Source organism: Xanthomonas codiaei (genome assembly GCF_002939785.1).
GTDB classification, from domain to species: Bacteria; Pseudomonadota; Gammaproteobacteria; order Xanthomonadales; family Xanthomonadaceae; genus Xanthomonas; species Xanthomonas codiaei.
On sequence record NZ_MDEC01000006.1, the window covers coordinates 94963 to 120776 of the forward strand.

General features: G+C 67.3%; 22 protein-coding genes and 1 other RNA gene. 12 read left to right on the top strand and 11 right to left on the bottom strand.

Annotated features, from left to right (window positions below; genetic code table 11):
- Positions 1–17: 17 nt before the first annotated feature.
- Positions 18–740 carry a pseudouridine synthase gene (locus XcodCFBP4690_RS06235; protein ID WP_104540133.1) on the top strand — a complete coding sequence of 241 codons (723 nt, stop codon included), beginning with the start codon at positions 18–20 and terminating at the stop codon, positions 738–740.
- A 179-nt stretch (positions 741–919) separates the two neighbouring features.
- Here XcodCFBP4690_RS06235 and XcodCFBP4690_RS06240 read toward each other — a convergent pair whose 3' ends face one another.
- Together XcodCFBP4690_RS06240 and XcodCFBP4690_RS06245 are read right to left on the bottom strand one after the other, a co-directional pair.
- Positions 920–1867, bottom strand: coding sequence for a DMT family transporter (locus XcodCFBP4690_RS06240; protein ID WP_104540134.1), 948 nt, complete (start codon positions 1865–1867; stop codon positions 920–922).
- A gap of 478 nt (positions 1868–2345) precedes the next feature.
- The gene (locus tag XcodCFBP4690_RS06245) at positions 2346–3191 is read right to left on the bottom strand and encodes a DUF72 domain-containing protein (RefSeq protein ID WP_104540135.1); all 846 of its coding nucleotides are present in this window, start codon (positions 3189–3191) and stop codon (positions 2346–2348) included.
- Positions 3192–3485: 294 nt separating this feature from the next.
- Here XcodCFBP4690_RS06245 and rraA point away from each other — a divergent pair, with 294 nt between their 5' ends.
- The 5 genes from rraA to XcodCFBP4690_RS06265 all read left to right on the top strand — a co-directional run bounded on the left by rraA (position 3486) and on the right by XcodCFBP4690_RS06265 (position 9786).
- On the top strand, positions 3486–3986 hold the full coding sequence (rraA, locus tag XcodCFBP4690_RS06250; RefSeq protein ID WP_104540210.1) for a ribonuclease E activity regulator RraA: 501 nt from the start codon (positions 3486–3488) through the stop codon (positions 3984–3986).
- 21 nt (positions 3987–4007) lie between these two features.
- Positions 4008–5603, top strand: a complete 1596-nt coding sequence (locus tag XcodCFBP4690_RS06255) for a serine hydrolase (RefSeq protein ID WP_146091850.1) — start codon at positions 4008–4010, stop codon at positions 5601–5603.
- Between the two features lie 575 nt (positions 5604–6178).
- Complete coding sequence (locus XcodCFBP4690_RS06260; RefSeq protein ID WP_104540136.1) at positions 6179–7444, top strand: cation:proton antiporter; 1266 nt, start codon at positions 6179–6181, stop codon at positions 7442–7444.
- Positions 7441–7926: a hypothetical protein gene (locus XcodCFBP4690_RS22370; RefSeq protein ID WP_146091851.1), complete on the top strand. Its 486-nt coding sequence runs from the start codon at positions 7441–7443 to the stop codon at positions 7924–7926. Before XcodCFBP4690_RS06260 ends, XcodCFBP4690_RS22370 begins: the two co-directional genes overlap by 4 nt.
- A gap of 27 nt (positions 7927–7953) precedes the next feature.
- On the top strand, positions 7954–9786 hold the full coding sequence (locus XcodCFBP4690_RS06265) for an ABC transporter ATP-binding protein (protein ID WP_104540137.1): 1833 nt from the start codon (positions 7954–7956) through the stop codon (positions 9784–9786).
- A gap of 596 nt (positions 9787–10382) precedes the next feature.
- Here the strand turns inward: XcodCFBP4690_RS06265 and XcodCFBP4690_RS06270 are convergent.
- Entirely contained in the window at positions 10383–12191 is a 1809-nt protein-coding gene (locus tag XcodCFBP4690_RS06270; RefSeq protein WP_104540138.1) for a DUF885 domain-containing protein, read from the bottom strand.
- A gap of 226 nt (positions 12192–12417) precedes the next feature.
- On the opposite strand from XcodCFBP4690_RS06270, the gene XcodCFBP4690_RS06275 reads away from it, so the two are divergent.
- Positions 12418–12774, top strand: a complete 357-nt coding sequence (locus XcodCFBP4690_RS06275) for a GFA family protein (RefSeq protein WP_104540212.1) — start codon at positions 12418–12420, stop codon at positions 12772–12774.
- Between the two features lie 8 nt (positions 12775–12782).
- Positions 12783–13574: a DUF4349 domain-containing protein gene (locus XcodCFBP4690_RS06280; protein ID WP_104540139.1), complete on the top strand. Its 792-nt coding sequence runs from the start codon at positions 12783–12785 to the stop codon at positions 13572–13574.
- Between the two features lie 196 nt (positions 13575–13770).
- On the opposite strand, the gene XcodCFBP4690_RS06285 is transcribed toward XcodCFBP4690_RS06280, so the two are convergent.
- From XcodCFBP4690_RS06285 to XcodCFBP4690_RS06300, 4 genes are all read right to left on the bottom strand, one after another.
- On the bottom strand, positions 13771–14064 hold the full coding sequence (locus XcodCFBP4690_RS06285) for a hypothetical protein (protein WP_029220654.1): 294 nt from the start codon (positions 14062–14064) through the stop codon (positions 13771–13773).
- 78 nt (positions 14065–14142) lie between these two features.
- Positions 14143–15477: a DUF2867 domain-containing protein gene (locus XcodCFBP4690_RS06290; RefSeq protein WP_104540213.1), complete on the bottom strand. Its 1335-nt coding sequence runs from the start codon at positions 15475–15477 to the stop codon at positions 14143–14145.
- A 112-nt stretch (positions 15478–15589) separates the two neighbouring features.
- Positions 15590–15904 carry a metalloregulator ArsR/SmtB family transcription factor gene (locus tag XcodCFBP4690_RS06295; RefSeq protein WP_104540140.1) on the bottom strand — a complete coding sequence of 105 codons (315 nt, stop codon included), beginning with the start codon at positions 15902–15904 and terminating at the stop codon, positions 15590–15592.
- A gap of 362 nt (positions 15905–16266) precedes the next feature.
- Positions 16267–17259, bottom strand: a complete 993-nt coding sequence (locus XcodCFBP4690_RS06300; protein ID WP_104540141.1) for a LysR substrate-binding domain-containing protein — start codon at positions 17257–17259, stop codon at positions 16267–16269.
- A 168-nt stretch (positions 17260–17427) separates the two neighbouring features.
- On the opposite strand from XcodCFBP4690_RS06300, the gene XcodCFBP4690_RS06305 reads away from it, so the two are divergent.
- Complete coding sequence (locus XcodCFBP4690_RS06305) at positions 17428–18315, top strand: DMT family transporter (RefSeq protein WP_104540142.1); 888 nt, start codon at positions 17428–17430, stop codon at positions 18313–18315.
- 67 nt (positions 18316–18382) lie between these two features.
- Here XcodCFBP4690_RS06305 and XcodCFBP4690_RS06310 read toward each other — a convergent pair.
- From XcodCFBP4690_RS06310 to trxA, 4 genes are all read right to left on the bottom strand, one after another.
- A non-coding RNA gene (locus XcodCFBP4690_RS06310) (sX9 sRNA) lies at positions 18383–18458 on the bottom strand.
- Between the two features lie 149 nt (positions 18459–18607).
- Complete coding sequence (locus tag XcodCFBP4690_RS06315) at positions 18608–19513, bottom strand: peptidylprolyl isomerase (protein ID WP_104540214.1); 906 nt, start codon at positions 19511–19513, stop codon at positions 18608–18610.
- Between the two features lie 172 nt (positions 19514–19685).
- Entirely contained in the window at positions 19686–20135 is a 450-nt protein-coding gene (locus XcodCFBP4690_RS06320) for a DUF4442 domain-containing protein (protein WP_104540143.1), read from the bottom strand.
- 224 nt (positions 20136–20359) lie between these two features.
- Positions 20360–21220 carry a thioredoxin gene (trxA, locus tag XcodCFBP4690_RS06325; protein WP_104540144.1) on the bottom strand — a complete coding sequence of 287 codons (861 nt, stop codon included), beginning with the start codon at positions 21218–21220 and terminating at the stop codon, positions 20360–20362.
- A gap of 150 nt (positions 21221–21370) precedes the next feature.
- Here trxA and XcodCFBP4690_RS06330 point away from each other — a divergent pair, with 150 nt between their 5' ends.
- The 3 genes from XcodCFBP4690_RS06330 (at position 21371) to XcodCFBP4690_RS06340 (ending at position 25732) form a co-directional block, all read left to right on the top strand.
- Complete coding sequence (locus XcodCFBP4690_RS06330; protein WP_104540145.1) at positions 21371–21988, top strand: DUF998 domain-containing protein; 618 nt, start codon at positions 21371–21373, stop codon at positions 21986–21988.
- Positions 21989–22055: 67 nt separating this feature from the next.
- Positions 22056–24698 carry a leucine--tRNA ligase gene (leuS, locus tag XcodCFBP4690_RS06335; protein ID WP_104540215.1) on the top strand — a complete coding sequence of 881 codons (2643 nt, stop codon included), beginning with the start codon at positions 22056–22058 and terminating at the stop codon, positions 24696–24698.
- A 392-nt stretch (positions 24699–25090) separates the two neighbouring features.
- On the top strand, positions 25091–25732 hold the full coding sequence (locus tag XcodCFBP4690_RS06340; RefSeq protein WP_104540146.1) for an LPS-assembly lipoprotein LptE: 642 nt from the start codon (positions 25091–25093) through the stop codon (positions 25730–25732).
- The last annotated feature ends 82 nt before the right edge of the window (positions 25733–25814 follow it).

The following is a 25814-nucleotide window of genomic DNA, read 5'->3' on the forward strand; positions in this document are numbered from 1 at the left end:
TCGCCGATAATCGGCAAATGACCAACCGACTCAACAAACATATCGCCGATACCGGCTTCTGTTCGCGCCGCGAGGCCGACCGCCTGATCGGCGAACGCCGCGTCACCGTCAATGGCGTGGTGGCCGGCACCGGTGCGGTGGTGGGCGAGGACGACACCGTGCTGGTGGACGGCCAGCCGCTGCGCGCGCGCGAGGCCAGGAAACCCGGCGGCCGCAAACACGTCTATATCGCCCTCAACAAGCCGGTGGGCATCACCTGCACCACCGAGAGTTCGGTCAAGGGCAATATCGTGGAATTCGTCGGCCACGAGCAGCGTATCTTCCCGATCGGCCGGCTGGACAAGGATTCCGAAGGGCTGATCCTGATGACCAGCAACGGCAATATCGTCAACGAGATCCTGCGCGCGGAGAACCGCCACCGGAAGGAATACCTGGTGGCAGTGAACAAGCCGGTCACCGACGAGTTTTTGCGCGGCATGGCGCGCGGCGTGCGCATCCACAACGAAACCACCTTGCCGTGCCGCACGGCGCGAATCGCCAAGTTCGGGTTTCGCATCGTGCTGGAGCAGGGCTTGAACCGGCAGATCCGCCTGATGGCCGCCGAGTTCGGCTACCGTGTGACGCAGCTGCGCCGGGTGCGGATCGACAACATCAAGCTGGCCGCGCTCAAGCCCGGGCAATGGCGCAATCTCAGTGACGCCGAATTGCGCGGGCTGCTGCCGCAGCGCACCGATTGGTAAGCGTCCGGCTGGATGAACCGCAACAGCTGCGAGCAGCTGCCCGCTGGTCGCAGGCATGGCCCGGCCGATAGGGCGCCGGCATAGATGTCAGCAGCGCGGAGCAAACCGGGCATGCGCCTGCTGCTGCCGCACGCGTCGTCGTGTCGGCCCCCGGAGTGGCGGGCTGTCGGGGCGCGGACTCAGTCGACGATGTTCTTGGCTTCGGCGGTGCCCAGCAGTTCCGGGTGTACCACCTTGCGCCGCCGTTCCAGCACAGGATGCAGGAACACCGCGCCGAGGATGATCGCCACGCCGAGATAGAACTGCAGGGTCAGCTCGCGCTGCTCGCCCAGCAGCGCGATGGCCAGCACGATGGCATAGACCGGTTCCAGGTTGGTCACCAGCTGCACCGAATACGCGCTCAGATGGCGCAGTGCGACCAGGGCCAGGGCGAATGGCAGCAGGGTGCAGGCCAGCGACAGGGCCAGCAGCAGGATGCCATCGCGCAGGCCGGGGATGACCAGCAGATCGCCATGCAGCGATGGCAGCAGCAACGGCATCGCCGGCGCCAGCAGGGTCAGGGTCAACGTGCCGGCGCCCAGTTCCAGCGCGGTGACGGTGAGCGGATCGGCATGCGCGACCATGCGCTTGTTGAGCGAACCGAACAGCCCGACGAAGACGGCGGAGACCGCGCCTACCACCACGCCCGCACGCATGCCGTCCGGCACGCCGCCCACCACCAGCGCCACGCCGGGCAGCACCGCCAGGCCGAACAGCAATTCTCGCGGGCGGAACGGCCGCTGTGTCACCCAGGGCTCGATCACCGCGGTGAACACCGGCGCCAGCGCGATGCAGGTGGCCGCCACCGAGGCATTGGCCAGCTTGATCGCGCCGTAGAAGGTGAGCCAGTGCAGTGCGACCAGGGCACCGATGCCGCAATAGCCCAGCACCACCTTCCCGGACAGGCCACGCAGCCCGCGCCAGACACGCGGCCACAGCGCCAGCGCCGCGACCACGATCAACATCCGCCACCACACCAGCGGCAACGCCTGCAGCGTGATCAACTTGCCCAGGATCGCGGTGATTCCCCAGAGCAGGACGCAGAAGTGGATTTGCAGTTGCGCCTTGCGCAGGTCGGAGGTGGGCATGCGCCATTGTCGCCGAAAAGCATCGTACCGGCGCCGGGCGGCGCGGCAATCCTGCGGCGACAAGCCCCGCGCACGGAAGCCGCACCGAACCCGCTCTCCTGCCGGGCGAGGAGCTTGCCGCTGCAGGGGTCCTGCTGCAGGCGAACGAGGGACTGCAGCTTTCCCTTCTCCCGCGCGCGGGAGAAGGTGCCCCGCAGGGGCGGATGAGGGGGCGCCTCGCAAAGCTGTCACCGCCTGCGAGATCGAACGCGTCGCTACGCGCCTCCAGAAATGACACACCCAGTGGCTTGGCCTCCTCCCCTACAACCGTGCCGCAATGCCATGGGTTACGCACAGCACAAATCACCGCAAGCACGCCGCGCGGTCCGCCCGGCAGCAGCGACCACACAGAGCAAGGGCAAGCCGCAGACGCGTGCGGTCATCGCATCCGTCCTTAATCCGCCACGCACCATGGTTAAAAACGGTTGCCGCACGCACGTCAACGAGGTGCCTGATCTGCCGACAGTGCCTTCAACAGCGCCATCGCCGCTGCCGGATTGCGCTCCTTCGCCGCACTGATGAAGAACACGAACACCTCGCGCGCCGCACCGCGCGCGTTCGATGGGTGCTGGATGTGCGGCAGATCGTCCGGATCTTCCCCGCGCCGCCAGGCCTGGATGCGTTGGGCCCAGCGTGCGAGCGCAGGCGCGGGGTAACCCGCATGCAGGCGCGCCTGGCTGCGCATCAGTCGTGCGTAGACGAAGTCGGTGGACAGGTCGGCGAAGGATGGGTATTGGTCCGAATCGGTGAACACGGTCGCGACGCCATGGTCACGCACCAGCGCCAGCAGCGATGCATCCACCGCGTCCGGATCGCGGATTTCCAGCACATGGCGCAGCGTACGATCACCCGCGCGTCTGGGCAGCAGTGCCAGGAAGGCATCCAGATCGTCGGCCTGCAGGCGATGCCCGTGCTCGAACTGCCATACGAGCGGGCCCAGCGTGTCGCCGAGCTCGACAATCCCGCCGATGAAGTCCTCCACCTGGGCCTTGGTGCCTGCCAGTTTGCGCGACTGGGTGATGCGCCGCGGCGCCTTGGCGGAGAATACGAATCCCGGTGGCACCTCGTCGCGCCATTTCGCATACGTCGCCGGCTTCTGCGCGCCGTAATAGGTGCCGTTGATTTCGATGGCGGTGACCTGGCGGCTGGCGTATTCCAGCTCGCGCCGCTGCACCAACCCTTCCGGATAAAACATGCCGGCGCGCCACGGCGCGTACACCCAGCCGCCGATGCCGACGTGGATGCCCTCCAGGGCGAATGGGGTGGAAGCGAACAGATCGGTCATCGTGGTGGTACTCGCTGGCAGGGATGTGCACGATTGCGACGGCGCCGGGCAGCCCGGTCGCGGCCGCGGCTCATAGCCTTGCGCATCCGGACTGGATGGGACGTGAGAATGAGGGCACTGGGCGCGATTGTCCGCCTGTCACCGACCGCAGCGGGCGCAACCCTGGTCGCGCCCGCCATGGGCGGCGCTCCACCTGGTGCACACGTCACATCGCATCGCGACAGTGCAGGTGCCAGCGTCCGCACGCCGGCGCAGCCGGCTACCATGCCTGCAATGCCGCATGATACCGTATCGATGACCTGGACCACGCCCGATCTGTGTGACCGTTTTCCGGAAGCGAGCATCGCCGAGCCGCTATTTCGCCACTTTGGTGGGCGCGATGCGTTTTGCGGGCCTATCGCGACAGTGCGCTGCTTCGAAGACAACTCGCGGGTGCGCGAACTGGCAGCCGCGCCGGGCGAGGGTCGGGTACTGGTGGTGGACGGCCAGGGCTCGCTGAAACATGCCTTGCTGGGCGACCGGATCGCAGCGCAGGCGGTTGCCAACGGCTGGGCTGGCGTGCTGATCCACGGTTGCGTACGCGACGTCGAGATCCTGGGCAGCTTGGCGTTGGGTGTGCTGGCGCTGGCGGCCTGCCCGCGCCGCACCGAGCGGCGCGACCTCGGCGAGGTGGATGTGCCGGTGAATTTCGCCGGGGTGGCGTTCGTGCCGGGGCATTGGCTGTACGCCGATCGCAACGGGGTGCTGGTGACGGCGCTGCCACTGGCGCTGGACAGTGGCGGCGGGCTGCTCTGATCGATCCAGGGGGGAGTGGCAATGCGTGTGAACCAATGGCTGACGGGAGGCGTGCTGATGCTGGCGACCCTGGTGACAACGACGCAGGCAGCGGAGCTGCCGGCCGGCATGCAGCAGTTCGATGCGCAGATGGAGCGCGTGCGCAAGCAGTTCGACGTGCCCGGCATTGCGGTAGCCATCGTCAAGGACGGGCAGGTGGTGCTGGAGCGCGGCTATGGCGTGCGCGAGATCGGCAAACCCGAGCCGGTGCAGGCCGACACCTTGTTCGCGATCGCCTCCAACACCAAGGCGTTCACCGCGGCCTCGCTGTCGATCCTGGCCGATGAAGGCAAGCTCTCGCTGGACGACAAGGTCATCGACCACCTGCCGTGGTTCCGCATGTCCGACCCGTACGTCAGTGGAGAAATGCGCATCCGCGATCTGCTGGCGCACCGCAGTGGCCTGGGCCTGGGGGCGGGCGACCTGTTGTTCTGGCCAACCACCAGCTATACCACCGAAGAAGTGGTGCAACGGCTGGCCAAGGTACCGCTGAAGAGCGGGTTTCGCGATCGCTATGCCTACGACAACATCCTGTACGCGGTGGCGCAGAAGGTCATCGAGCAGGTTTCCGGGCAAGCCTATGACGCATTCGTGCAGCAGCGCATCTTCGCGCCGGTGGGCATGCGCGGCACGCGCTTCAATGCCGACCACCTGCAGCCCGGCGACCGGGCCGCGGTGGGGCACGCCAAGTACGACTTCACGCAATTGCGGACCGTGGCGCCGTTGACCTGGTCCAACAACTCCGGTGCCGGCGGTATCTATGCCAGCGCGCACGACATGGCGTTGTGGATGAAGGTGCAGCTGGCCGGCGGCGTGTTGCCGGATGGCCAACCGCTGTTCAGTGCCAAGCGGCAGCAGCAGATGTGGTCGATGATCACGCCGATCAACGTCGCCGAGCCCCCTGTGCCCGAACTGGCCGGCGCGCGCCCGAATTTTGCCGGCTATGGCGAGGGGTGGAGCCTGAGCGACTACCGCGGTCATCGGCTGGTGTGGCACACCGGTGGCTGGCCGGGCATGGTGTCGCGGTTGACCCTGGTGCCGGATCGGGCGCTCGGTGTGGTGGTGCTGACCAACCAGGAAGTGGGCGCGGCCTTCAACGCGGTGACGATGCAGGTGCTGGACGCGTTCTTGCAGGTGCCGCCCACCGACTGGATTGCGGCCTATGCGAAGGCGGTGGACAAGGCGGCCGGTGATGCCGACACCAGCTGGAAGCAACACCTGGAGGCACGCGCCGCACGCTCCACGCCGTCCTTGCCGCTGCGCGGCTACGCGGCCACCTATCGCGACCCATGGTACGGCGATGTGGTGATCCGCCAGGATGGCAAGCGGCTGCGCCTGCAGTTCTCCAAGACCGCACAATTGGTCGGCACGCTGGAGCACTGGCAGCACGACAGCTTCATCGTGCGCTGGGACGACCGCTCCTTGAATGCCGATGCGTTCGTCAATTTCGCGCTGACGCCCGATGGTGCGGTGCGCGAGATGCGCATGGAAGCGATCTCGCCGCTGACCGATTTCAGCTTCGATTTCCAGGACCTGGTGTTGACGCCAGTGCAGGCGAAGGCTGCTGCGCCGCAGTGATCTGGGTGGGATGGACTGCGCACAGCAGAGTCCTGTGTGCGGCAGCTGCACCGTGATCTGCGCCGATGCGTCAACTGCCCGGAATCCGTGGCCGGCCGCTGTATGGCGCTGGGAAATGAAACGACTTGCGCAAGCCGTGCCCACGCCTGATCGGGCAGGGCACGGAGCGTGCGGACTGGCGTTGGTGATAGAGATCGCTGGTGCCATGCCGCACCCCGGCTCGACACCGCTATCTGTGCCAGGCCACATTGGTGCATTGGCCTGAGGCCTGTGGCAGCTGAAGAAACGGCTGTGCAGCCCCCAGGCGGGCGCGGCCGGTGCCGGGAATCGGTATGGGCCATGCCCACGCTCCGCTTCTGAGCGCGCTGTCCATGTCGCCTGACCGCTGCTCGCTTGGTGCTGTCGCAATCCCGCGCAGCGGCAGCCAAGCGCTGTGCTTGCGCCCGGGACGGCGAGCGTCCGCATCCGGCAGGGCGCGTGCAACCTGCGCACACACGCCGCGTCCCCCGTCGGGCTACCGTCCACTGGCTAGGCTCGCTATGATCCGCGCACTTCTCAGGGACGTCGCCCGACGCATGACCACTCCGCAGATGTCGGTGTATTTTTTTCTGCAGGCCGCAGTGATCCTGCTCGTCTGTCGGTTGGTGGGCATGCTGGCCAAGCGGCTGGGACAGCCGCAGGTGGTCGGCGAGATGATCGCCGGCGTGATGCTGGGGCCTTCGTTGTTCGGCCTGATGGCGCCTGCGACGCAGGCGGCGCTGTTTCCCAAGCAGACCATGGACGTGCTGTACGTGTTCGCGCAATTCGGCGTAGGCCTGTACATGTTCCTGGTCGGCACCGATTTCCGTGGCGATCACTTCCGCGCGCGCTACCGCAGCGCGATGAGCGTGTCGCTGGCCGGCATCGCGGTGCCGTTCGCGCTGGCCTTTGCGCTGTGTCCGTGGCTGCTCACCGTGGAAGGCCTGTTCTCCGACAAGGCCAAGCTGATGGAGGCGTCGCTGTTCCTGGGCGCGGCCATTGCGATCACGGCATTTCCCATGCTGGCGCGCATCATCCACGAACGCGGTCTGACCAATAGCCCGCTGGGCACGCTGGCGTTGACCGCCGGTGCGTTCGACGACGCGGCAGCCTGGTGCATCCTGGCCGTGGTGCTGGCCAGCTTCGGCGGCAGCTGGGGGAGCGCGTACCTGGCCATCGGCGGCGGCGTGGCGTACGCGGTGTTCATGATCTTCGTCGGCCGGCATCTGCTGAGCCGGCTGGCCGACCACGTAGTGCCGGGCCAGCCGCTGGGCAACGGCGTGCTGGCGGTGATCCTGATGCTGTTCTGCGTCAGCGCCTGGGCGATGGATGCGATCGGCATCCATGCAGTGTTCGGTGGCTTCCTGCTCGGCGTCTGCCTGCCCAAGGGCGCGCTGACCGAGAAGCTGCGCGAGATGATGCAGCCGTTCGTGGTGGTGTTGCTGCTGCCGTTGTTCTTCACCTATTCGGGCCTGAAGACCCAGCTCAGCGTGCTGCTACAGCCGCAGATCATGCTGGCCGGTGTTGCGATCCTGCTTGCCTCGTTCGTGGGCAAGGGCGTGGCCTGCTGGGCCGCGGCGCGTGCCACCGGCGAGAACAACCGCGACGCGATGGCGATCGGGTCGCTGATGAACGCGCGCGGGTTGATGGAGCTGATCATCATCAACATCGGCCTGCAGGCCGGGGTGATCGAGCAAGGCCTGTTCTCGGTGCTGGTGCTGATGGCGATCCTGTCCACCCTGATGGCAACGCCCTTGTTCAACTGGATCATGCGCCGGCATGCCCACGTGAGCGATGCGGTGCCGAGTCTGCAGGGACGTTGAGTCCGATCCTGCCGCCCGACCGCACACGCCAGACGTGTGCGGACCCTCCGCAATCGAGTCGCCCCGACGGGCTGCAGAACACGCCCGCGCGCAACCTTGGGCAGGCACCGATGCCGATCCATCGGCTGCAGCTCGCGCAGATGGGCAGCGTGCTGCGCCTGTCCACCACGCATCGAGTGGTGCAGGCGGCGATCGATTACCAGGCTGTGCTGCAGATCATCGCCGATGCGAGCCATCGACCACTTGTCACAGGAACTGGCAGGGTGCCTGGATGCAGCGCACTCGATGCGACCGAGGTCGATCGATCGCGCGCGCGCGCGAATGATCTTGCTGCGAAGGGATGGAGCCGTGGGTGTCGGTCCACCGGCTCAGCCTGCTCAGGCGGCGTCCGGGATTGCAACACGGTGACCTGGCACCACGCCATCCAGTCGGCAGGACATCACCCCGGGCACTGCGGCGTGACGCCCGATCGGCTAGCCTGACGGCCCGGTAGTAGCGAAGTACGTGCAATGTTCCGCTGGTTCGAATCCCTGATCGACATCTTTCCGCCCATCGAGCGGGAGATGCCGCCACGCAATGTGTGGCGGTTCTATCTGCATTACCTGCGGCCGCTATGGCCGATCCTGCTGGCCACGCTGATCGCCGGGCTGTTGCTGGCGCTGGTGGAAGTGGCGATGTTCGACTTCCTCGGGCGCATCGTCGACATGCTGGCGGAGCGACCGGGAGCGGACTTCTTCCGCCGGCATGCCGGCGAATTGCTCTGGATGGCTGCAATCACGCTGGTGGCGCGGCCGCTGTTCACCGGGCTGCACAACCTGCTGGTCAACCAGGCCATCGTGCCCGGCCTGAGCAACCGCTCGCGCTGGCTGATGCACAACTACGTGGTGCGGCAGAGCCTGGGTTTCTTCAACAACGATTTTGCCGGCCGCATCGCCAACCGGGTGATGCAGACCGGCACCTCGTTGCGCGAGTCGGCGGTGCAGATGGTCGATGCGCTCTGGTACATCGTGGTCTATACCGGCAGCGCGTTGTGGCTGTTCGCCCAGGCCGACCCGTGGTTGATGGCGCCACTGCTGATCTGGCTGGTGGTGTATGTCGCGTTGATGGCGTTCTTCGTGCCGCGCATGAAGGCGCGCGCCTGGGTGGCGTCGGACGCGCGCTCCAAGGCGACCGGGCGCATCGTCGATGGCTACACCAATATCTCCACGCTCAAGCTGTTCGCCCACGCCGGCCGCGAAGAAGCCTACGTACGCGATGCCATCGACGAGCTGGCGGTCAAGCACCGCCGGCAGACGCGGGTGACTACCGCGATGGACACCGCCATCGCCATGGCCAACGGCTTCCTGATCGTGGGTACCTGCGCATTGGCGTTGTGGCTGTGGAGCCGTGGCCAGATCAGCGTGGGCGCGATCACCCTGGCCACCGGCCTGGTGATCCGCATCCACAACATGTCCGGCTGGATCATGTGGACGGTCAACGGCATCTTCGAAGATATCGGCAGCGTGCAGGACGGCATGCAGACCATCTCCCAGCCGGTGCAGGTGCAGGACGCGTCCGATGCGGTGCCGCTGCGCGTGACGCAGGGGCAGGTAAGGTTCGAGCAGATCCATTTCCATTACGGCAAGCGCGGCGGGGTGATCGCCGGGTTGGACCTGCAGGTGCGCGCAGGCGAGAAGATCGGCCTGGTAGGGCCCTCCGGCTCCGGCAAGTCCACCCTGGTCAACGTGCTGCTGCGGCTATACGACCTGGAACAGGGACGCATCCTGATCGACGGGCAGGACATCGCGCAGGTCACGCAAGAGAGCTTGCGCGGGCAGATCGGACTGGTGACGCAGGACACCTCGCTGCTGCATCGGTCGATCCGCGACAACCTGCTGTACGGCCGGCCGCAGGCCAGCGACGCGCAGATCCTGGATGCGGTGCGCAAGGCGCGCGCGGAAGGCTTCATCGAGACGCTGGTGGACGGCGAGGGGCGGCGCGGCTTCGATGCGCACGTAGGTGAGCGCGGGGTCAAGCTGTCCGGCGGGCAACGCCAACGCATCGCCATCGCCCGCGTGCTGCTCAAGGACGCACCGATCCTGATCCTGGACGAGGCGACCTCGGCGCTGGATTCGGAAGTGGAAGCGGCGATCCAGGACAGCCTGGACGCACTAATGGGCGACAAGACGGTGATTGCGATCGCGCACCGGCTCTCGACCATCGCACGCATGGACCGGCTGGTGGTGATGGACGCCGGACGCATCGTCGAGACCGGCACGCATGCGGAGCTGATCGCGCAGGGCGGGCTGTATGCACGCCTGTGGGCGCGGCAGACCGGTGGATTCGTTGCCGCGGATGCGTGACGGGACGCTGTGTGCGAGAGCCGCGTGACTGGCGAGCGCAGATTCGCAACTCGTCAGAAGGACGTTAGCAACTGCGGCGGCAAGCCCCTCTCCCGACGGGAGAGGGGTTGGGGTGAGGGTACGGGCGAAGCCACTTGGTGTGTCATTTCTGAAGGCGCGTGGCGACGCGTTGGACCTCGCAGGCAGTGACGACTTCGCGAGGCGCCCCTCATCCGCCCCTGCGGGGCACCTTCTCCCGCGTGCGGGAGAAGGAAGAACTGGAGTCCTTCGTTTGCCTGCAGCGGCAAGCCCCTCTCCTGCGGGAGAGGGGGTGGGGTGAGGGTACGGGGCGAAGCCACTCGCCAGTTGTGCCACACGAGGCTTCGTCCGTACCCTCATCCGCCCCTGTGGGGCACCTTCTCCCGCGTGCGGGAGAAGGAAGAACTGCAGTCCTTCGTTCGCCTGCAGCGGCAAGCCTCTCTCCTGCGGGAGAGGGGTTGGGGTGAGGGTACGGGGCGAAGCCACTCGCCAGTTGTGCCACACGAGGCTTCGTCCGTACCCTCATCCGCCCCTGCGGGGCACCTTCTCCCGCGTGCGGGAGAAGGAAGAACGATTCATCACTCGATCGGCTGATCCAGCATCAGTTCGCGCGCAAAGCGCACCGGCGGCGCACCATAAGACAGCATCTTGTCGTGATATTCCTTGAGGTTGAACTTGTCGCTCAGCTTCTCCTGCACCGCCTTGCGCGTATCCAGATGCTCCTGCACGCCGACGAAGTAGGTCGGCAGCTGCGCCGACGACAGCTGCGCGCGCACCCATTTGCCAGCCGCCTCGCTTTCCTGCTGGAAGGTGTCGTGGGTCATCAGGTGCATCGCCTTGTCGCGATCCCAGCCGTCCACATGCACGCCCTGGTCGAGGATGGCATTGGCGATGGTGCGCAGGTAGAACTTCAACTGCACCAGGTGGAACAGCGGGTCGTTATCCAGATAGCCCTGTTCCTGCATCATGCGTTCGGTGTACACCGCCCAGCCCTCGGCGAACATGCCCGAGCGCAGCACCGCGCGCAGCGTGGATGGGAACTTGGCCGAATGCCAGCCCTCCAGGTAATGGCCCGGCGTGCCTTCGTGGATGCTCAGCAGGTGGATCATGCGGGTGTTGTATTCGCGCAGGAACGAGTCGACCTGCTTGTCGTTCCAGTCGTCGGGAATCGGCGACACCGCGTAGAAGGTCTTCAGGTTCTTGTCGAGCGGGCCGGGCGAATCGCAATAGGCCACCGCCACGCCACGCTGGAATTCCGGCATCAGGATGATGTCCACCGGCGAATCGGGCAGCGTCATCAAATCCTTCTGGCGCACGAATTCGGTGGACTGCGCCAGCGCCGCCTTGGCCTGGTCCACCACCTTGTCGCGCGCGGGCTTGTCGGCATAGGCCAGTTCCAGCGCGGCCTCGATCGCGGCCTGCTGCTGCACGTCAGTCGGCGTTTCGGGCAGCTTGGGAGCGCCGGGCTTGTCCTTGAGCACGCTGCGCGCAATGCCATACATCTGGCCCCGCACGCGCTTGAGTTCGGACTCGGCACGCTGCTTGATGTCGGCACGCGACAGCGACGACAGCAGGGCGAATTTCAGCTTCTGGTCGTACTTTTCCGCGCCGACACGGAAATCGCCCTTGGCGTTGGGCACCAGCACGGTGTCCAGCCAGGTCTGCTGCTCGGCGACTGCCTTCTTCAGGTTGTCGATGGCCGCTTGCGCGCGCGCCGCTTCGATCGGGCCCAGCTGGCTGATGTTGGGCGCGATGAAGGTGTCGACGATGCTGAGGATGCCCTTGTTCTGTTTGGCCACCGTCTCTGCATGGATCTTCGGCACGCGTGCCGGGTCCAGGTTGGCACGCGCCTGCGCGAAGATGCTGGGAATCTTTTCCATGCGCTGCGTGGCCGCGCTCAGGCGCTCTGGCAGCGGTGCGAATTCGCGCGCCATCAGGCCATACAGGGCGCTGCCGGCCAGGCTGTTATAGACCTGCGGGTCCCAGGCCCAGCTCTGCAGCACCTCGGTGTTCCAGATCTCCGATTGCAGCTGGTTGCGCAGGATGGCGGCGTCCACCTGGTTCTCGCGCGACAGCTTGGCGACATCGACCGCATCCAGTTCGTTCAACAACGTCTTGTTGGCTTCCAGGCTGCGCTGGCGGCCGCCGTCGCTGAGGTCGTCGATCTGCGCGTCGAAGCGGTGGTCGCCAGTCTGCGTGGCCGTGACCGGCGACAGCTGCATCCAGGTGTCGAGCGCACGCTTGGAGAGCGCGGCGAACCGCGCATCCGGGGTCTGCGCATCCTGCGCGCCGGCAGCCGGGGGAGCGTCGGCGCGCGGGGATTCGGGCTGCTGCTGGCAGGCAGCGAGGCCGGCAAGCAGGGCAAGGACAAGCAGGCGTTGACGCATCGTGGATCCTGGATGAGAGCAAACCGCCAGCATAGGCATCTGTGCGCCCGTTCGCATCCGCCATTGGTTTAGAGTGGCCAGCGAGCGGTCCCCGACCCGATCAGGCGGGCGCGACCGCACGCTGGTGCCGGGACGGCGCTGTCGCTGGCCGCACGCAGGGCCGGAGGCGCATCGGCAACGGTCCATGAGTCACGCCCGACTCGCACTGTTTTCCAAGGAGGAAACCATGCAGTACGCCGGCAGCTGTCATTGCGGACGCATCGCGTTCGAGCTCGAGACCGATGCGCCGATCACCGAAGTCTACGATTGCAACTGCTCGCTGTGCCGCCGTCGCGGCGGGCTGCTGTGGTTTGGTACACGCTCGCAGCTGCAGTTGCAAGCGGCCGCGCAGGAGATGGGCAGCTACCGCTTCAATCGGCAGCATATCGCCCATCACTACTGCATGGACTGCGGCATTGCGCCGTTCAGCGAGGGCGCCAATCCCAACACCGGGCAAGCCAATATCGCTGTCAACGTGCGCTGCATTCCCGACCTGGATCTGTCCACGCTGAGCGTGCAGAAGGTCGATGGAGCGCGCCTGTGAGGCCCGGCATGCCGCGTTACGCGGCGCTATTGCTGATCGGGTGGATGGTGGCGGGCTGTGCGCGGCCGCAGGGCGACATGGCTGCGGACGGGGACGCCGCGGCACCGCCGGCGCCGGTTCCATCCGGTGCGGCATTGGCCTACGAACACGATGTCCGCATCGAACTGCCTGTCGATCAGATCGGCGAGCGCATCGCCGCGGTGCGTAGCGCCTGCCAGAGCGCGCAATACGGCAGCTGCGCATTGCTGGCGGTGGAACAGAATGGCGGGCGCACTCCTGGCGGCAGCGTCAGCGTGCGGCTGGTGCCCGAGGGCGTCGAGCCGATGGTGCAACTGGCTGGCCAGCAGGGCGATGTGGCCGCGCGCAGCACGCGCGCCGAGGATCTGGCCGAGCAGATCGCCGATACCGGCCTGGCGCAGGCGCGGTTGCAGAAGGAACATGCGCGCCTGCTGGAGCTGCAGCAACGCCGCGATCTGGCGGTGGGTGACCTGCTGGCGGTGTCCAAGCGCCTGGCCGACATCGAGGCCGAGGCGCAACAGACCCAGCAGGAAGCCGCGCAACAGCAACGTCGCGTGCGCACCCAGTTGCTGACGCTGCACTTCAGCAGTACCGGGGGCGAACAGGGCAGGGGTGAGATCGCCGAGGCGGCAGCCGAGTTCGGCCAGGTGTTCGCGGCCAGCGTGGCGTTCGTGATTCGCGCGGTGGCGGCGCTGCTGCCGGTGGGCGTGGTCGCCGCAGTGGCCGGCTGGCTGGCGCTGCAGGCCTGGCGCTGGCGTCAACGGCGTCGCAGGATGTCGTAAACACGCGCGAGGCGATCTGCAACGCCACCGAGAGGGCGCCTGCGCATCGGGGCCACGCAGGATCGCTGCGACGATACCCGGCGTTTCAAGCGAATGTGCCGCCTGCACCTGCAGGCGGCGCGAGGCAAGCGCGGTCGAAGTCGCCGTCGCATGCGGCATGGTGACGCGCGCATGCGGCGATGGCCACGTGCGGTGCTCAGCCTTCGTCGTACTCGTATTCGACAAACACATCCAGTTGCAGCGCCAGCTCCTGCACTGCGTCGCGCACCTTCTGCGCGGTGGCTTCGTTGCCGGCATCCACTTCGAACTCGTGGCTGCCCGGACCTTCGTCGTCCGACAGGCCGGCCGAGCTGGAATCGTCGTCGTCCAGGTGCGGCATCAGGTCGTCGACCTCTTCCACGTGCTCGATGCCTTCGATGCTCTGCAGCAGGTTGGCGATGGCGCGCGCGTCGTCGTCGGTACCGGTGATACGCAGGCGAAGAGTGGGCATGGACGTGTCCTGGGGATTGGGGACCCCAAGCCTAGGCAGCGCCAGGACAAAACGAGGTGATGGCGCCGCCGTCTCCGTTCACGGCGAATGCGCCAGCCAGGCATCGCTTGCGGCCTGTTCTGCATGCAGCAGGCGCTGCGCTGCGGCGCGCAGCATGCTCGGCACGATGTAGTGGTGATGCACGTGATGGATGGACGCCATGTACACGCGTCCCAGCCAGTTGCGGCAGCTGACCTGGGTGGCCATGGTCAGTGCGATGCGATGCTCGCCAATGCGACGCAACCCGATCGAGGAACGAAAACGCAGGTGCTTGTCGTCGGCACCGAGGACGACCTGGACCTGCTGCCCATCGGCATCGCTGCGTTGCGCCAGCACCGGAAAGCGCCCGGCAAACAGCTGCGTTGCAGACCGATCGAGCAAGGACGACACCGGGCAGCCCAGGCGCGAGGTGCGCAGCCCCAGCGGCTTGACCATCAGGTTGCGTAGCCGCATCAACCCGCTCACCCCGCTCGGCGGCTGATCCACGAACGCCTGCAGCAGATCGCAGAGCACGCCCTGCAGGCTGTCGCTGCGCAACCGGCGCGTGTCCAGCTGCAGCTGGTGGCTGTCTTCGAAATGCACGGCGCTGCCCAACTGGCCGTGCAGCAACGCATCGGCAGGCAGGCTTGGCAGCGGACGGATCGGCGGTATGCCCAGACGGGTAGCCACGAAGCCCGGCCCAGGAGCGTGCGGCAAGGCCTGCCGCAGCCGGCCGCTCCAACGGCGCACGCGGCTGCAGGCGCGTTGTTTCCAGCTTTCCGGCCTGACATGCAGCGACAGCGACACGGTGGGAATATCGCTGTCAGCAGGCGGCGCAGCCTGCAGCAGTGCCGTCACCGAGGCCGGCAGCAGTTCGGTGAGGCTGGCGATGGTGGCCTGGCCCTGGCTGACCAATGCCTGCTGCGCGTCGCTCAGCGCGCCGCCGGTTTCGTCCGGGTGGCAGGACAACGCAAAGAAGGCCGAATGCGCGGCATCGCCCTGCGCCGGTGCGAACTGATGCCAGGTGCCGCCGCCGAAGCGCACGGTGAACAGGCTGTCGCCGGGCAGGTTCACATGACGCAGCGCGCGGATGAACGCATGCGGGTCGGCTTGGATCTGCTGCGGCGAGGCGGTGGAAAAGCGCAGCTGCGCACCGCCGCTTCCGGTGATGGCGGTGAATACGCGGTTGCCGGCGTGGCAGTGGAACGGGTGTCCCTGAGGGCCCACCGAAAACGAGAACAACGAGGTGGGGTCGCCATGACGCAGGTCCGGTGCCGACAACTGCGCGGAGGGTTCGTCCAGCGCGTCGTGATGCGCCGGGTGCTGCCGCTGCCGTTCCACCGTCTGCGCGATCAGGCTGTCGCCTGCGCCGGGATCGAGCTGGGCGATCAGCATCACTTCCACCGGCCGGCCGCCGCTGTACGAGGGCAGCGCGACGCGCGGAAAACTGCGGTCGGAAACAATCCGTTGGTGGTCCATGGCAACTCCTTGCGGCGGGAGGCGGGCGTCAGCTGGATTTCTTGGCCAATCGGCGCGATTCGCGCTGCAGCGGGCCGGCGACCGGGCAAACCTCGAAGGCAAACCCGCTGAGCGTATTGACCATGTTGTCCGGGGTCAGCCGGTACACCACGAACTGCCCGCGCCGCTCGCTGCTGACCAGGCCGGCCGCCAACAGCACCGACAGGTGGCGCGAGATGGCCGGGGCGCTCATCGCAAAACGTTCGCCGATCTGACCGGCGGTCAGTTCCTGCGCGGACAGGTAGGCCAGGATTTCCCGGCGCGGGCGCGAGGCGAGGGCTTCGAAGATGCGGTCGGCGGACATGGTTGTGCTTAGATTATTAACGAATTAGCTAATTAATGATCTTGATGAGTGCGGCTGTCAAGCGATTTCTCCTCGGCCTGCTGCCCGACGTCCCGAAAGCGCCTTTCCCTGCGGGGCGAGAGGGCACAGCTTGCGCGCCACTGGCGCGCGTGCCTTGGAGCGCCCGCGCCGCAAGCCTGGGCCGGGGCGCGGAGCAGGGGGGATACGGGGCGAGGCCACACGCCTACCCTGACTCCACTAGGCTTCGCTCTCACCCTCATCCGCCCCTTCGGAACACCTTCTCCTCCATGAGGCAGGACACTGTCCCGCGGAGAGAAGGGACAGCGGGATGTTTCACGCACCGCCAGGATTTCAGTGCTGCTTTAATCCGCTGCCGATGCCTTACGCGAATTCCGACGCCCCCGCAGTTCCCGCACGCTTTCGCTCGGCGGCAATGTCACCAGCTCGGCGGGCAGCGCCGGCATCGGCGTGCGCTCGTCCAGCGCTTCGCGCTTGAGCCAGTCGATGAACACCGCGGCCGCGGGGCTGGGCTCGCGATGGCTGGGATGCACGATGTAGTAGGCATAGCGCGCCTTGAGCGTGGGCCCGGGCAGGCGCACCAGCTCGTAGCGCTGCAGATAGGGCTGGGCGATGTGCTTGCGTGCCAGTACCGCGCCCAGGCCGTAGACGGCGGCACGCATGGCGTCGGTGCTGTCGTTGAAGGTGTGCATCGGCGGCAGCGTGGTGCCGCGCACCTGCGCGGCGCGGAACCAGTCGCGCCAGCCCTGCGGGGACATGTCGCTCAGTAGCGGCAACTGCGCGATCTGCGCGGCGGTACGCAGCGCGGCCACTTCCGGCAGCGATGGCGATGCCACCGGAAACAGCTCGTCGTCCATCAGGTGATGCGAGGTCAGGCCCGGCCAGGCGCCCTGTCCGTAGCGAATGCCCAACTCGGGGCCGCCTTCTTCGAAACGGGAGAACGCCGGGTCCGACTGCAGGTCCAGGCGGATATGCGGATGCGCGCGGCAGAAGCGCGGCAACCGCGGCAGCAACCAGCAATACGACAGCGAGCGCAGCGTGGTGACGCGTAGCGGAATGGCGTCTTCGCGCGGATGCAGGTTGCCGGCCACCGCCGCGATCTCGGCCAGTGCGGCGGAGGCGGCATCGGCCAGTTGGCGCCCCTCGGCGGTGAGCTTGACCCCGCGCGGCAGCCGCTGGAACAGGGTGACGCCCAGCAGCGCTTCGAGCTTGCGCACATGGTGGCTGACCGCGCTGGCGGTCAGGTGCAGCTCTTCGGCCGCGTGCGCGAAATTCTGGTGGCGGGCGGCTGCGGCGAACACGCCCAACGCGGGCAACAGGGTGGGGCGCAGATTCATCGCAGACATGAGTCAGATTTGTGGCTGACTGCGATACTACGCGCTTGTCGCGCCTGCGGCCGCAGCCGATGCTGCACCCTCCCATCGCGACGATCGTGCCATGCCTGCGTACCTGCCGGATGTTGTCCTTTGCCTTTGCAGAACACGGCATGCCACCGGGGCGCGGCGATGAGCGCGCAGCCGTCGATGCAGCCGGCCGTCGCTGCGCGTGACTGGCGCACTCCGCTGGAGCTGGCGTTCCTGGGGGTGGTCTGGGGGTGCTCGTTCCTGTTCATGCGCGTGGCCGCACCCAGGTTCGGCACGGTGGTGCTGGTGGAAATTCGCCTGGCGCTGGGCGCGCTGGTGCTGTTGCCGTTCCTGTGGCTGGCGCGCGAACGCTTCCCGCTGCATCGGTGGCCGATGCTGGCCGCCATCGGTGTGTTGAACTCTGCACTGCCGTTTCTGTTGTTCGCCTGGGGCGCGCAGCACGCGCCCGCCGCCATCGGTGCGATCTGCAATGCGATGACGGTGTTGTTCACCGCGCTGATCGCGTTCCTGTTCTTTGGCGAGAAGATCGGCACGCGCCGCGCGCTGGCCTTGCTGGTAGGCTTTATCGGCGTGCTGGTGCTGGCCACCGGCAAGTCGGCCGGCCTGAGCGTGGGCCCGGCCGCACTGGCCGGTGCGACGGCCTCGCTGTTGTACGGCATCGGCTACAACCTGGTGAAGCGCCACATGGGCGACCTGCCACCGGCGGCATCGGCGGCCTCCACGCTGGGCTGCAGTGCGTTGCTGCTGGCACCGTTGGCCTGGTGGCAGTGGCCGACCACGCCGGTGCCGGCAGTGGCCTGGGCCTGCGCGACCGCGTTGGGCGTGGTCTGCACCGGGTTGGCATTCCTGATGTACTACCGGCTGATCCAGCGCATCGGCCCGGCGCGTGCATCCACCGTGACCTACTTGGTGCCGGTGTTCGGCGCACTGCTGGCGTGGTCGCTGCTGGGCGAACCGCTGACCTGGACCATGCTGGTCGCCGCAGTGCTGATCCTGGGCAGCGTCGCCTTCAGCCAGCGCGCCCGTTGATAACAGCGAACAAGGCCCGCGCGCGCGGCACTCGGTACCCGCTGGGGAGAGGACCAATTGCCACTGCGGCTCCGAAAGCGTGGCGAGCAGTCATCAGGCGAGTGCAGGCGTCGCGGAGGAATCGGAGTGTGCGAGTGGTACATGCCAATTCCGAGCACCGGCCGCGCAGTAGTCTGTTAGCCGCTCCAAACCGTACATACCCGCCTGACGACGGCTCGCGACCTCTCTGAACCGCGCCAAGCCACGCGCCGCCGCGTTCACGAATCCCCAATCCCGACTCCCGAATCCCGATTCACCCAGCAGGCGGCGTCCGCACCGGCAGCGGCACGTTACACAGATCGATATGCCCGGCCGGGCGCTTGTAGAAATCGTCCTTGCGGTTGCGGCGCGCCTCGGCCACCTCGCGGAAGGTGGGGCTGTCGGTGCGCAACAGCTGCAGCGGCGTGCGTTCGGGTGCCGGCACCTCGCTGGCCAGGCGGATCGCGCGGATCGGTGAGCGTTGCGCCGCATCTGCATAGAAGCCCATCGGGTCCGGCCCACGCGGGATCACGCTCAGCAACTCCATGCTCTTGACCACGCGGCCGACCACGGTGATGTTGCGGTCCAACTGGCGCGGCGATTGCCCGGTGACCACATACAGTTCGGCGCCGATGCTGCTGTCTTCGTCGTTGTTGCGGCCTGCGCCCAGGGTGCCGTAGCAATGCGCCAGCCAGGTCTTGCCGCTGGCGGGGTCGCGCCCGACCGGGAAGCCGTCGACGAAGCCGACCTGCGGTGCCCAGCCATCGCTGTCGGGCAGGCGCTGAAACTCCAGGCCCTGCGAAGCGCGTTCGAACTCGGCCGGCAGATGCGTCCTGGCCGACCCGAGCGATTTGGCCTTGCCCGGCGTCTCGCCATCCGGGTCGCCGAACTGCACCACGAAATTGTCCTGCGAGCGATAGATGCTCAGTCCGTCCCAGAAGCGCTCATGCGCCAGCGTGCGGATATTGGCGACATGCTGGGGTGCGAACTGCGGCGCCAGTTCGATGATCACCCGCCCGCTGTCCAGTTCCAGGTACAGGGTGCGCTCGGGATCGAGCACGCGCCATGCGCTGGCCGGCGAACTGTCCAGTATCTGTTGCGGGCTGCGATAGGCCGCGTTGGCGGCGGCGGGCAGGAGCAGGGCGAGCAGACAGGCGGAAGCAGCGGTGCGCAGCGGCATGAAGGCGACCAGTCGGGAAGATGCCCGATTCTTGACCAATGCGCGCAAGGACGCAAAGCGCGGTTTCGCAGCGTGCGCCATCGGCGGCATGCGCACAGCGGATGCCGGTCCAGACATGCCTGCTTGCGGCGGGGTCGGGGTCGGTGCCACGCTGGCGCTGCAACCGTATCGGTCAGCGCGCCGGCTTGCGTTTGACGTAGAGCTGCTTGCGCACGCGTGCCACGACTTCGCCATCGCGGTTGTGCACCTCGTTCTCGAACCAGCGCAGGTGCTTCTCGCCGCCGGCGGTGGCCTCGCGCAGCTCGCTCAGCATGCGGTCGTCGATGACGAAGTCCGCGCTCACCGTGCCGCGGCCGGGTTTGACGAAGTCGATGCTGCCGGCCTTGTCCCAGACGTAGTAGTCGCGGCCCAGGTTCTGCATCACCAGCAGCATCCAGAACGGGTCGGTCATGGCGAACAGGCTGCCGCCGAAATGGGTGCCGACGTAGTTGCGGTTCCAGGGCCGCTGCCGCAGTTCCACCCGTGCGAAGCGATAGTCGGCCGAAAGCACGGTGACGTGGATGCCGGCGAACAGATACGGCGGCCAGAGGTTGATACCGAGCTTGAACAGTGGGGCGCGCATGCGGGCCGGAATCCGTGGCGGGGCGGGATGCGCAGCATAACATTCGCATGCGTATGGTGGGCCCGCCGCCAAGGGGCGTAGGAGCGGCCCGGGCAGCGACAGCGCGTTACCACGGATGCGTCGTCACGACCGCGCCTGTCGCGTCGCGGCCGGGGCCGCTCCTACGCATGCAGGAAGTGGCGCGTGCCCGGACCCGCGATCGACACGCTGCAGTGCCCGTGGCGTCAGAACACCAATGCCGACATCTTGCGGCGATAGCGGCCTACCAGGTCTTCGTCCTCGATCACGCGGAACGCGTCGATCAGGCTGCGGCGCGGCAGGTTGTCGTCGAAGCTGCGGTCCTGGCGCAGCATCTCCAGGAACTGTTCCAGCGCCGCTTCGTCGTTGCCGTCGAGCAGATGGCGCACGCCCAGCAGGTGACGTGCGCGCAGGTCGACGCCGTTGGCATCCACGCTGGCCTGCAGTGCGCCCGCGTCCGGCGCATCCTTGAGCACGTTGGCGAAGCCCAGCCGGGCCTTGGCACGCACCGCGCGGTCGTCGGTGGCCAGATTGGCGGGCAGCGCATCGATCAGCTGTTCGGCCTCGGCGGTATCGCCGGTCTTGAGCAAGGCCAGCGCCAGGTCCAGCTTGAGTTCGTCCTTGTCCGGCTCGGCGGCGATCGCCTCGCGCAGCGCGGCGGCCTGCGCCTGCGGGTCCAGCGGTGCCGCGGGCAGCGGCGCTTCGGCAACCTGCGGCTCGGCCGGCAGCACGCCGTGCTGGGTCAGGAATTCGCGGATCTGGCCCTCGGGCATCGCGCCCGGGAAGCCGTCCACCAGCTCGCCGCCCTTGACCAGGAATACCGTCGGCACCGAGCGGATCTGGAAGGCGGCGGCGATCTGCTGCTCCTTGTCCACATCGACCTTGGCCAGCTCGAAGGCGCCGTGGTAGTCGGCGGCCAGCTTCTCCAGGATCGGCGTCAGGGTCTTGCATGGCCCGCACCAGGTGGCCCAGAAGTCCACCAGCACCGGTGTCGTCAACGATTTCTGCAGGACCTCGGTCTCGAAGGTGTCGGTGGTGACATCGAATACATGCGGTTTGTCGGACATGGGTTTCCTGGAAGTGAGAACGCAACAGTGGACCGTAATGGTGGCAAACCCGGCCGACACAAGGCCGGGGCAGGGGGTTCACGCCACGTCCGCCCGGCCCGACAATGCCGCGTCCTGGTGGCGCACGGCGCCCCGATGCGGAGCAGCACAATGGGAAGTACCGACGGCGCGCAGCGCTACCTGGGCCTGGTCGCGGCGAGCGTGTTCGTGCTGGCGGTCGCCGGCTTCGGCGCCACGTTGCCGGGCTATCTGCAGGCCAGCCACCCGGTCGCGTTGCTGGGCGCCGCGGGGGTGCCGCATGCCCTGGGCTTCAACTTGCTGGCCTTCGTGCTGGTCGGCGCGCTGGGCATGGTGACGGGGGTCAGCCTGTTGGCGCGCATGCCGCCCAGGGCCGGCTGGGGCCAGCGCGTGGGCGGACAGCTGGTGGTGTTGGCTGGCCTGGCCTTCCTCGGCATGGGCATGTTGCCGCTGGATCCCACCGACCTGGATGGCCGCGCCAGCCAGGCGCATGCCACCGCCTGGCTGCTGTGGGCGGTGGCCTTCGTGCCGGCCATGCTGCTGATCGCCGCCGCGCTGCTCAACGCCCCCGGCACCCGTGGCCTGGCCTGGCTCAGCCTGGCCGCCGGCCTGCTGGTGGCGGTGCTGGCATTCGGTCCGCCCGGGCTGCTGCGGCAGGCCATCGCCCAGCGCCTGGCCTTCCTGGCCTGGGTCGGCTGGCTGGCGGCGGCGGCGTGGGGTTGGCCGGCCAAGTCGCCCGCGCTGCGGTAACGGTTTGGAGCACCTGCTGCACTGCGGTACCCTGTACCGCTTTGCACCGCCCGAGCATCCGCTCCCAATGTCCACCGTCGAACCGAACGCCTACGACCCGCAGCAGGTCGAATCCTCCGCCCAGCAGTTCTGGGACGCCACCCGCGCCTTCCAGGTCGACGAAACTTCGGACAAGCCGAAGTTCTATTGCCTGTCGATGCTGCCGTACCCGTCCGGTGCGCTGCACATGGGCCATGTGCGCAACTACACCATCTCCGATGTGGTCAGCCGCTACAAGCGCATGACCGGCCACAACGTGATGCAGCCGATGGGCTGGGACGCGTTCGGCCTGCCGGCCGAAAACGCCGCGATCAAGAACAAGACCGCGCCGGCCAAGTGGACCTACGCCAACATCGACCACATGCGCGGCCAGCTGAAATCGCTGGGCTACGCCATCGACTGGTCCCGCGAGTTCGCCACCTGCACGCCGGACTACTACGTCCACGAGCAGCGCATGTTCACCCGCCTGATGCGCAAGGGCCTGGCCTACCGCCGCAACGCGGTGGTGAACTGGGACCCGATCGACCAGACCGTGCTGGCCAACGAGCAGGTGATCGACGGCCGCGGCTGGCGCTCCGGCGCGCTGGTGGAAAAGCGCGAGATTCCGCAGTGGTTCCTGCGCATCACCGATTACGCGCAGGAACTGCTGGACGGCCTGGACCAGCTGGACGGCTGGCCGGAGTCGGTCAAGACCATGCAGCGCAACTGGATCGGCCGCTCCGAAGGCCTGGAAATCCAGTTCGACGTGCGCGATACCGACGGGGCCGCGCTGGACCCGCTGCGTGTGTTCACCACCCGCCCGGACACGCTGATGGGCGTGACCTTCGTGTCGATCGCTGCCGAGCACCCGCTGGCGCTGCATGCGGCCAAATCCAATCCGGAACTGGCGCGCCTGCTGGAAGAGCTCAAGCACGGCGGCGTGTCCGAAGCCGAGCTGGAAACCCAGGAAAAACGCGGCATGGCCACCGGCCTGACCGCGGTGCACCCGATCAGCGGCGAGCAGGTGCCGGTGTGGGTGGCCAACTTCGTGCTGATGGGCTACGGCACCGGCGCAGTGATGGCCGTACCCGGCCACGACCAGCGCGATTTCGAATTCGCCAACAAGTACGGCCTGCCGATCGTGCAGGTGGTCAAGCTGCGCGAGCCGCGCAACGACGAAGAGCAGAGTTGGGACGCCAGCCAGTGGCGCGACTGGTACACCGACAAGAGCCGCGCGCTGGAGCTGATCAATTCGGCCGAGTTCGATGGCCTGGATTTCGGCGGTGCCTTCGAAGCGCTGGCCGAGCGCTTCGAGCGCAAGGGCCAGGGCCAGCGCCGGGTCAATTACCGCCTGCGCGACTGGGGCGTGAGCCGCCAGCGCTACTGGGGCTGCCCGATTCCGGTGATCTACTGCGCCAAGTGCGGCGCGGTACCGGTGCCGGAAGACCAGCTGCCGGTGGTGCTGCCGGAGAACGTGGAGTTCGCCGGGACCGGTTCGCCGATCAAGACCGACCCGACCTGGCGCCAGACCACCTGCCCGGACTGCGGTGGCCCGGCCGAGCGCGAGACCGACACCTTCGACACCTTCATGGAATCGAGCTGGTACGTGGCGCGCTACACCAGCCCGAACGCACGCGACATGGTCGACCGCCGCGCCAACTACTGGATGCCGGCCGACCTGTACGTGGGCGGCATCGAGCACGCCATCCTGCACCTGATGTACTTCCGCTTCTATCACAAGCTCATGCGCGACGCGCGGCTGGTGGACAGCGACGAGCCGGTGACCAACCTGCTCACACAGGGCATGGTCATCGCCGATACCTTCTATCGCGACGCCGACAACGGCGGCAAGGACTGGATCAACCCGGCCGACGTGGAGATCCAGCGCGACGAGCGCGGCCGCGTCACCGGCGCGGTGCTGATCGCCGATGGCGAGCCGGTGCACATCGGCGGCACCGAGAAGATGTCCAAGTCCAAGAACAACGGCGTGGACCCGCAGTCGATGGTGGCCAAGTACGGCGCCGACACGGTGCGGCTGTTCTCGATGTTCGCCGCACCGCCCGAGCAATCGCTGGAGTGGAACGAGGCCGGCGTGGACGGCATGACGCGCTTCCTGCGCCGGCTGTGGGTGCAGGTGCACAAGCATGTGGGCGAGGGCGCTGCTGTTGCGCTGGATGCTGCAAGCCTGAGCGCCGAACAGAAGGCCGTGCGCCGCAAGACCCACGAAACCATCGGCAAGGTCGGCGACGACTATGGCCGCCGCCACAGTTTCAACACCGCCATTGCCGCGGTGATGGAGTTGTCCAACGCGCTGGCCAGGTTCGACGACGCCAGCGACCAGGGCAGGGCGGTGCGCCAGGAGGCGCTGGAAGCGATGGTGCTGCTGCTCAACCCGATCACCCCGCATGCCAGCCATGCGCTGTGGCAGGTGCTGGGCCGCGGGCAGACGCTGCTGGAAGACGTGCCGTTCCCGCAGGCCGACGCCAGCGCGCTGGTGCGCGACGCGCTGACCCTGGCGGTGCAGATCAACGGCAAGCTGCGCGGCACCATCGAGGTGGCGGCGGACGCGGCGCGCGAGCAGGTCGAAGCGCTGGCGCAGGCCGAACCCAATGCGGCGAAATTCCTCGACGGGCTGACGATCCGCAAGATCATCATCGTGCCGGGCAAGATCGTGAATATCGTGGCAGGCTGATGCCGGCGCCTGTCGGTGCGGCTACCACCCGGTAGCGCACTGCACAGGCGTGCGCCACGCGTCGGCCCGTCCTCGCCGGTGCCGCGGCATCGGTAACACCGGCGCGTGGCAACCTGCAGGCAGGCGTGCGTGATGCGTCATTGCCCCTTGGCGCGGCGACGCGCGGGCGGATCGCTGCGACAGTTGCTGGCGATCGACCGTCATGGCGCGTGGCGACGCGCCGCCGGGTGTCCGTCATGGTCCCGGTGATCCATTGCAAGGGCGCGTGGCGACGCGTTTGCCATCCCTGGGCACCGCGTTTTTTCGCGGCGCCCTATCAAGCCCCGTTCACGCGGGCTGCGTCAGGCTAGCCGCCTGTTGCCGCCACCGGGGCGCTCCTCCAGACTGTGCCCATGATCCGATTTCCTACTGCCTTCGCCGCCTCCCTCGTGCTGGTTTCGAGCCTTACCGCCTGCGGCTTTCATTTGCGCAATTCGCTCGCGTTGCCGCCGGACACTCCCGCGGTGAAGGTGCAGTCCACCGTGCAGTACAGCGAGCTGGCCAAGCTGCTGCGTCGAGGTCTCAAGGCCGCCGGTGCCACCGTGGCCGACGAAGATGCCAAGACCGGCTTTGCGCAGTTGCAGGTATTGTCCGAACGCTGGGGCGACCTGCCGATCGCCATCGACAGCCAGGGCCGTGCGCAGGAATACAGCCTGCGCTACGCCGCCATCTTCACCCTTACCACCGCCAACGGTTCGGTGCTGGTGCCGCAGCAGGTGATCGAACTCTCGCGCGACTACGTGTCGCCGCCGGTGGACGCCACCGGTACCGCGACCGAGCGCGAGATCCTCGCCGACGAGCTGCGCAAGGACATGTCCGCCTCGATCCTGCGCCGGATCGACAGCGTGGTGCGCGCGCGCGTGCAGCGGGGCGAGGGCCTGGAAAGCACGCCGACCGCGCCGCTGCCGCCGGCCACCACCCCGCCGGCGCAGCCGTCCACGCCCGAGTCGAGCGTGCCGGCCTCGCTGCCGCCCGTCTCTTCGTCGAATAATTGAGCCGGTGGTGGGCAGTCCTTCCGCGCAGTTGCCGGGCAGCCGCGCCCGGTGTCCGGAATCGGCCTGTGCGGAACGCGGGTGG

What these genes read in the sequence shown, in the direction of transcription:
- XcodCFBP4690_RS06235 (WP_104540133.1), top strand. Translation starts at nt 18, where the DNA reads ATGACCAACCGACTCAACAAACATATCGCCGATACCGGCTTCTGTTCG.
- XcodCFBP4690_RS06240 (WP_104540134.1), bottom strand. Translation starts at nt 1,867, where the DNA reads ATGCCCACCTCCGACCTGCGCAAGGCGCAACTGCAAATCCACTTCTGC.
- XcodCFBP4690_RS06245 (WP_104540135.1), bottom strand. Translation starts at nt 3,191, where the DNA reads ATGACCGATCTGTTCGCTTCCACCCCATTCGCCCTGGAGGGCATCCAC.
- rraA (WP_104540210.1), top strand. Translation starts at nt 3,486, where the DNA reads ATGACCTGGACCACGCCCGATCTGTGTGACCGTTTTCCGGAAGCGAGC.
- XcodCFBP4690_RS06255 (WP_146091850.1), top strand. Translation starts at nt 4,008, where the DNA reads ATGCGTGTGAACCAATGGCTGACGGGAGGCGTGCTGATGCTGGCGACC.
- XcodCFBP4690_RS06260 (WP_104540136.1), top strand. Translation starts at nt 6,179, where the DNA reads ATGACCACTCCGCAGATGTCGGTGTATTTTTTTCTGCAGGCCGCAGTG.
- XcodCFBP4690_RS06265 (WP_104540137.1), top strand. Translation starts at nt 7,954, where the DNA reads ATGTTCCGCTGGTTCGAATCCCTGATCGACATCTTTCCGCCCATCGAG.
- XcodCFBP4690_RS06270 (WP_104540138.1), bottom strand. Translation starts at nt 12,191, where the DNA reads ATGCGTCAACGCCTGCTTGTCCTTGCCCTGCTTGCCGGCCTCGCTGCC.
- XcodCFBP4690_RS06275 (WP_104540212.1), top strand. Translation starts at nt 12,418, where the DNA reads ATGCAGTACGCCGGCAGCTGTCATTGCGGACGCATCGCGTTCGAGCTC.
- XcodCFBP4690_RS06280 (WP_104540139.1), top strand. Translation starts at nt 12,783, where the DNA reads ATGCCGCGTTACGCGGCGCTATTGCTGATCGGGTGGATGGTGGCGGGC.
- XcodCFBP4690_RS06285 (WP_029220654.1), bottom strand. Translation starts at nt 14,064, where the DNA reads ATGCCCACTCTTCGCCTGCGTATCACCGGTACCGACGACGACGCGCGC.
- XcodCFBP4690_RS06290 (WP_104540213.1), bottom strand. Translation starts at nt 15,477, where the DNA reads ATGCTGATCGCCCAGCTCGATCCCGGCGCAGGCGACAGCCTGATCGCG.
- XcodCFBP4690_RS06295 (WP_104540140.1), bottom strand. Translation starts at nt 15,904, where the DNA reads ATGTCCGCCGACCGCATCTTCGAAGCCCTCGCCTCGCGCCCGCGCCGG.
- XcodCFBP4690_RS06300 (WP_104540141.1), bottom strand. Translation starts at nt 17,259, where the DNA reads ATGAATCTGCGCCCCACCCTGTTGCCCGCGTTGGGCGTGTTCGCCGCA.
- XcodCFBP4690_RS06305 (WP_104540142.1), top strand. Translation starts at nt 17,428, where the DNA reads ATGAGCGCGCAGCCGTCGATGCAGCCGGCCGTCGCTGCGCGTGACTGG.
- XcodCFBP4690_RS06315 (WP_104540214.1), bottom strand. Translation starts at nt 19,513, where the DNA reads ATGCCGCTGCGCACCGCTGCTTCCGCCTGTCTGCTCGCCCTGCTCCTG.
- XcodCFBP4690_RS06320 (WP_104540143.1), bottom strand. Translation starts at nt 20,135, where the DNA reads ATGCGCGCCCCACTGTTCAAGCTCGGTATCAACCTCTGGCCGCCGTAT.
- trxA (WP_104540144.1), bottom strand. Translation starts at nt 21,220, where the DNA reads ATGTCCGACAAACCGCATGTATTCGATGTCACCACCGACACCTTCGAG.
- XcodCFBP4690_RS06330 (WP_104540145.1), top strand. Translation starts at nt 21,371, where the DNA reads ATGGGAAGTACCGACGGCGCGCAGCGCTACCTGGGCCTGGTCGCGGCG.
- leuS (WP_104540215.1), top strand. Translation starts at nt 22,056, where the DNA reads ATGTCCACCGTCGAACCGAACGCCTACGACCCGCAGCAGGTCGAATCC.
- XcodCFBP4690_RS06340 (WP_104540146.1), top strand. Translation starts at nt 25,091, where the DNA reads ATGATCCGATTTCCTACTGCCTTCGCCGCCTCCCTCGTGCTGGTTTCG.